1 protein-coding gene is annotated in these 7,021 nt (G+C 75.0%); it reads left to right on the top strand.

Features of this window, described 5'->3' with window-relative positions:
* Nucleotides 1–7,021: type I polyketide synthase (locus tag E1285_RS42060; protein WP_132160384.1), on the top strand; the 7,021-nt coding region annotated here is incomplete at both ends.

Below are 7,021 nucleotides of genomic sequence, written 5' to 3'. Positions count from 1 at the left end.
GGTTTCACCTACGGCCCGCTGTTCCAGGGGGTCCGGGCGGCCTGGCGCACGCCGGACGCCGTCTACGCCGAGATCCGGCTCCCCGACCCCGACGCCGCCACCGGCTACACCCTGCACCCCGCACTCCTCGACGCCGCCCTCCACCCCGCCGCTCTGGCCGCCGATGTTCCCGGCGAACAGGCCCACCTCCCCTTCGCTTGGGAGGACATCACCTTCCACGCCGCGCGGGCGACGGCGCTCCGCGTCGCCATCACCCCCGTCGGCGGCAACGGCGACCACGCCACCGGCTTGGCGCTCACCGCCGCCGACCCGGCCGGCGAGCCCGTCGCCACCATCGGCACGCTCACCCTGCGTCCCGTTACCGGCGCCCCGGCGACCGCTCCCGCGCGACGCGATCACCTGTACGCGCTGTCCTGGCCGCTGCTGTCGGAGACCGAGACGGTCACCGGCGCCGCCGCCGCGGTCCTCGGTGAACGCGATCCCGGGTTCGCCGAGGAGCTGCGCGCCACGCTCGGCTATGACGACGTCGATGAGCCGGGCGAAGACGGCCCTCCACCGGTCATCGTCATCCCGTGGTCCGCAGATGGCCGCGAGGACGGTGCGGAGGTGCTCGCACGCGCTCAGTCCGCCTCCCGGGACGCGCTGGAGCTGCTTCGGCGTTACCTGTCCGAGGACCGGTTCGCCGGCAGCCACCTGGTTCTGCTGACCGCCGACGCCGCCGCGGTCACGGAACCGGACGTGGTGGACCTCGCCGCGAGCGCCGTGTGGGGTCTGGGCCGGAGCGTCCAGGCCGAGCATCCCGGCCGCCTCACGCTCATCGACATCGACCGGGAGCCCGCGAGCATTCAGCGGCTTCCCGCCGCGATCGGCACCGCGCTGGACCAGGACGAGCCCCGGCTCGCCGTCCGCGGCGGCGGCGTCCACACCGCGCGGCTGACCCGGACGAGCGGCACGGCGCCCCAGGACGGCGCCGCCGGCGAGCGGCCGACCTTCGCTCCCGGCGGCACGGTGCTGGTCACCGGAGGCACCGGAACCCTCGGCGCGCTGGTCGCCGGACACCTCGTCGCAGGGCACGGCGTCACCCGCCTGATCCTGGCCGTCCCCGAGCCGGGCGCCCCCGATGCCGTGGAGTTGCGGCACCGCCTGGAGGAACTGGGCGCCCACATCACGATGACCGGCTGCGACATCGCCGACCCCGTCCGGCTCGCCGAACTCCTCGCAGCCGTCCCCGAGGCGCATCCCCTCACGGGGGTCGTCCACGCGGCCGGCGACACCGCCGAGGAGGCAGGCGCCGGGCTCGCTCCGAAGGCGGGCGCCGCCTGGAACCTGCACCACCAGACCCGCGACCTGCCCCTGAGCGCCTTCATCCTGTTCTCCTCGGCCGGCTCCGTGCTCGGCTCCCCCGGTCAGGGCGCGGACGCCGCCGCCGACCACTTCCTCGACGCCCTCGCCGTCCACCGGCAGGCGGAGGGCCTGCCGGCCCAGTCCATCGGGTGGGGTCCGTGGCATCCGGAATCCGGTGAGATCGCCGCGTTGACGGCGGAGCGGGCGGTCCGGCTGTTCGACGCCGCCCTTGCGACGGCGCGTCCCCGCGTCCTGGCCGTCCCCGTCCGCGTGGGCGCGCTGCCCGCGCCGCCGCCCGCGCTGTTCAGGGCGCTCGTTCCGAGCACGGCCGCCCGGCCCACCGCCGGGGGCGCGACCGCTCACTCGAACGCCTTGGCCGAGTACCTGTCCACGCTCGGTCCCGACGAGCAGCACCGGCACATGCTGTCGCTCCTGCGCAGCAGCATCGCGACGGTGCTGGCGCACGCGACGCCGGACAGTGTCGACACCGACCGGCCGTTCAACGAGCTGGGCTTCGACTCGGCGATGTCGGTGGAGCTGCGGAACCGCCTGGGGATGACCACCGGCCGGCGGCTGCCCGCCACCCTCGTCTTCGATTACCCCACCCCCGACGCGCTCGCCCGCCATCTCAGGGACGTCGTGCTCGGTTCGAAGACGTCCCTGCGGGCCGCGGCGACCTCCATCAGCGCGGACGAGCCGATCGCCATCATCGGCATGGGGTGCCGCTACCCCGACGGCATCCGGACACCGCAGCAGCTGTGGGACCTGGTCGCGGGGGGTGCCGACGCCATCGGCGAGTTCCCGTCGAACCGGGGCTGGCCGGTCGCCGACCTCTATCACCCCGACCCCGACCACCCCGGCACCACCTACGCCCGCGAGGGCGGCTTCATCTACGACGCCGACCACTTCGACGCCGACTTCTTCAACATCAGCCCCCGCGAAGCCCAAGCCACCGACCCCCAGCAGCGGCTCCTCCTCGAAACCGCCTGGGAGACGATCGAGAACGCCGGTATCGACCCCACCGCGCTCCACGGCACCCGCACCGGCATCTTCACCGGCATCTCCTCGCAGGACTACGGTTCCGGGCTCCCGCATCTGTCCAGCGAGTCCGAAGGCCATCTCGGCCCCGGGACGTCCGGCAGCGTGGCCTCGGGCCGGATCGCCTACACCTTCGGTCTGGAAGGGCCCGCGGTCACCATCGACACCGCCTGCTCCTCCTCCCTGGTCGCCCTGCACCTGGCCTGCCAAGCGCTCCGGCAGGGAGAATGCGACATGGCCCTGGCCGGTGGGGCGAGCGTCATGTCCAGCCCCGGCGCGTTCGTGGTGTTCTCCCGGCAGCGCGTGCTCGCGCCCGACGGCCGCGCCAAGGCGTTCGCCGCGGCGGCCGACGGCACCGGATGGGCGGAGGGCGTCGGGCTGCTGCTGGTCGAGCGGCTGTCGGACGCGCGCCGCAACGGCCACCCCGTTCTCGCGGTGGTGCGCGGCTCGGCCGTCAACCAGGACGGTGCCAGCAACGGCCTCACCGCCCCCAACGGCCCCGCCCAGCAGCGGGTCATCAACCAGGCGCTCGCCACCGCGGGCCTGGAACCGGACGAGGTCGACGCGGTCGAGGCGCACGGCACCGGCACGGCGCTCGGCGACCCCATCGAGGCTCAGGCGCTCATCGCCGCCTACGGGCAGCGGCGCCCCGGCGACCGGCCGCTCTGGCTGGGGTCGGTCAAGTCGAACATCGGGCACACCCAGGCCGCCGCGGGCGTCGCCGGAGTCATCAAGATGGTCCAGGCCATGCGCCACGGCGTGCTGCCCCGGACCCTGCACGTCGACGAGCCGACCCCGCACGTCGACTGGTCCGCCGGAGCGGTGCGGGTGCTCACCGAACCGGTGACCTGGCCCGGGACCGAGCGGCCGCGGCGCGCCGCGATCTCGTCGTTCGGGATGAGCGGGACCAACGCCCACACCATCATCGAGCACGCACCCGAGCCGGCCCCGGCGCCCTCCGGCGGACCCGCGCGGGACGGGACCGGTGACGGACCCCTCGGGCGGCGCGTCCCCGAGCCGGTCGTCCCCTGGACGGTCTCCGGTAAGAGCGAGGCCGCGCTCGCCGCGCAGGCGGCGCGCCTGGCCGGACATCTCCAGGACGGGCCGCGGCCGGAGCCCGCCGACACCGCCTGGGCGCTCGCCACGACACGCGCGCACCTGGAACACCGGGCCGTCGTGATCGGCACCCGCGACGAGTTCGAGGCCGGCTTGCGGGCCGTCGCCGAGCGGCAGCCGTCCATGCACGTGGTCCAGGGCCGGGCCGGGCACACCGGCAAGACGGTGTTCGTGTTCCCCGGCGAGGGCTCCCAGTGGGCCGGGATGGGCGCCGAGCTGCTGCGGGAGTCGGAGGTGTTCCGGGACGGGATCCTGGCGTGCGACCAGGCGCTCTCGCCGCACATCGACTGGTCGGTGACCGACGTGCTGACCGGCGTGTCCGGCGGCCCGCCGCTGGAGCGGGTCGACGTCGTCCAGCCGGTGCTGTTCGCCGTCATGGTCGCCCTGGCCGAGCTGTGGCGGTCGCTGGGCGTGGTGCCCGACGCCGTCGTCGGGCATTCCCGCGGGGAGGTGGCTGCGGCGTACGTCGCCGGTGCGCTGAGCCTCGACGAGGCCGCCGGGATCGTGGCGCTGCGGAGCCGGGCCCTGACGGCGCTGGCGGGCACCGGGGCGATGGCGACGGTGTCGCTGCCGGCGGAGACGACCGGCGAGCATCTGCGCCGCTGGGGCGACGACTTGGCCGTAGCCGCGGTCAACGGCCCCCGCGCGACCGTGGTCGCGGGCGCCGCGGACGCCGTCGAGGAGTTCCTGGCCTTCTGCCGGGAGAACCAGATCAACGCCGCCCCGGTCGACGTCGACTACGCCTCCCATTCCGCGCACATCGACACCATCGGCGACGAGCTGCGCGCCGCCGTCGCCGGGGTCGACCCGCGGCCGACCAGCGTCCCGTTCTACTCCACCGTCACCGGCGGGCTCGTGGACGGCACGGACCTCGACAGCGGGTACTGGTTCGACAACATCCGCCGCCCCGTCCGGTTCGGGGAGGCCACCGCCGCCCTGCTGGAGGACGGTCACGGCACCTTCATCGAGGTCAGCCCGCACCCCGTGCTCACCATCGGGATCCAGCAGACGCTCGACGTCGTGCCCCGGCCCGGTTCCGGCGTCCCGGCGGTGGTGACCGGGACCGTCCAGCGCGCCGACGGCGGCTGGCGGCGCCTGCTGATCAACCTCGCCGAGTTGCACGCGCGGGGCGTCCGGGTCGACTGGCCGCGGGTGCTGCGGGCGTCGGGCACGGCACCGCCGGCCGCGCCGCCGGCGTTGCCGACCTACGCCTTCCAGCGGCGGCCGTTCTGGCTGCGCGCCCCCGCCGGAGCGGCCGACGTCACGGCCGCGGGCCTGGAGACGGGCGGCCATCCCCTGCTCGGCGCCTGCGTGACCCTCGCCGACGAGCAGACCACCGTGTTCACCGGGAGGCTCTCGCTCGACGCCCACCCGTGGCTCGCCGACCACGCCATCGCCCGCACCCCCGTCCTGCCCGGGACCGCCTACCTGGAGCTGGCCGTCCACGCCGGCGACCACACCGGCACTCCCCACGTCCAGGAACTCGCGCTCCACACCCCCCTCGTCCTGGACCCCGCGTCCCCTGCCCGGATCCAGGTCACCGTGGAGGGACCCGACGGCGACGGCCACCGTCGGCTCGCCATCCACTCCCGCCTCGACGGCGGCCCCGACCTCACCGGCGAGCGCGCCTGGACGTGCCACGCCACCGGCGTCCTCGCCCCCTCCGGCGCACTGCCCGAGACCCCGGACATGACCGCGTGGCCGCCGCCCGGTGGGCGGCCGGTCCCGGTCGAGGACCTGTACCGGCGGTTCGACGAGCGCGACCTCAACTACGGGCCGCTGTTCCAGGGGGTGCGCAGAGCCTGGAGCAGCCCGGACGGCATGTTCGCCGAGATCGCTCTCCCCGACCCGGACGCCGCGGCCGGTTACACCCTGCATCCGGCGCTGCTGGACGCCGCCATGCACCCCACCGCCCTGGCCGCCGACGGCACCACCCACGACCAGGACGGGCACCCCTACCTGCCGTTCGCCTGGAACGGCGTCACCGTGCACGCCGCCGACGCCACCGAGCTGCGGGTCGCCATCACCTCCGGGAGCGGGGACAACGGCAGTGGCGGCATCGCCATCACGGCCGCCGACCCCGGCGGGCGTCTGGTCGCCACCATCGACACCCTCAACCTGCGCCCGTTCACCAGCGACCTGTCCGCCGGTTCCGGCCCCGCCCCCCGGGACCAGCTGTTCACCCTGGACTGGCCGGCCCTGCGATCGGACCCCCCACCCGGACCGGACGGCCCCTACGCCGTCCTCACCGAGCACGACCCCGAGCTGGCGCGGGCGCTGCAGGCCGCACTCACCACACCGACCCGCGCGTTCGCCGACCTCGTCGAACTCGGCGCGAGCGCGAACGGCACCGCCCCGCCGCAGATCATCCTCGTCCCCTGTCCCGGCACCGGCACCGGCACCGGCACCAGCACCGGCGACGACGGCGACGGCGACGGCGAGGAGGTGGCCGGCCTTGCCCACGCCACCACCAAGCGCGTCCTCCGGCTTGTCCAGCAGTACCTGACCGACGACCGCTTCACCCAGAGTCACCTGGTGCTGCTGACCACCCGCGGCACCACGGCCGGCGGACCGGAGACGGTCGACCTGGCCCAGTCGCCGCTGTGGGGGCTGGTCCGCAGCGTCCAGACCGAGCACCCCGACCGGATCACGATCATCGATCTCGACGGCCGCGCCGCCGGGTTCCAGGCCCTCGGCTCCGCGATCGGCACCGCACTGGAGCACCGCGAGCCGCAGCTGGCCATCCGCGGCACCACCGTGCACGCTCCGCGCGTCACCCGCCGACCCGCCTCCGGCGAAGCGGAGAACGGCACCGGCCGCGGCGCCGCGCCCGCCGCCCTCGACCCGGACGGCACCGTCCTGGTCACCGGCGGCACCGGGACCATCGGGCGGCTGATCACCGAGCACCTCGTCACCGGCCACGGCATCACGCACCTCATCGTGGCCAGCCGCAGCGGCCTCCAGGCCCCCGCGGCGCAGGAGCTGCGGCGCCGCCTCGAAGAACTGGGCGCCCAGGCGACCATCGCCGCCTGCGACACCGCCGACCCCCGCATGCTCGCCGATCTCCTGGCGGCCGTCCCCGACGAGCACCCGCTGACCGCCGTCGTCCACGCGGCCGGGGTCATCGACGACGGGATCGTCACGGCCCTCACCCCCGACCGGATCGACACGGTCATGGCCCCCAAGGTGGACGCCGCCTGGAACCTGCACCGGCAGACCCGGAACCACCCCCTGAAGGCCTTCGTGCTTTTCTCGTCCGCCGCAGCGACCTTCGGACCGCCCGGCGCGGCCGGCTACGCCGCGGCCAACGTCTTCCTGGACGTCCTGGCGGCGCACCGGAGGGCCGAGGGGCTGCCGGCCCACTCCATCGGCTGGGGCTACTGGCAGGAGGTCACCGGCATGACCGCCCACCTCACCGACACCGACCGCAACCGCGTGGCCCGCAGCGGCATGGTCCCCATCACCAACGACCAGGGCCTGGAGCTGTTCGACGCCGCGCTGGCCTCTCCGCGCCCCCACCTGC

Origin of the sequence: Actinomadura sp. 7K507 (genome assembly GCF_004348425.1) — a bacterium.
In the GTDB taxonomy this organism is placed as follows: domain Bacteria; phylum Actinomycetota; class Actinomycetes; order Streptosporangiales; family Streptosporangiaceae; genus Spirillospora.
This window is presented reverse-complemented; position numbering and strand designations above follow the sequence as displayed.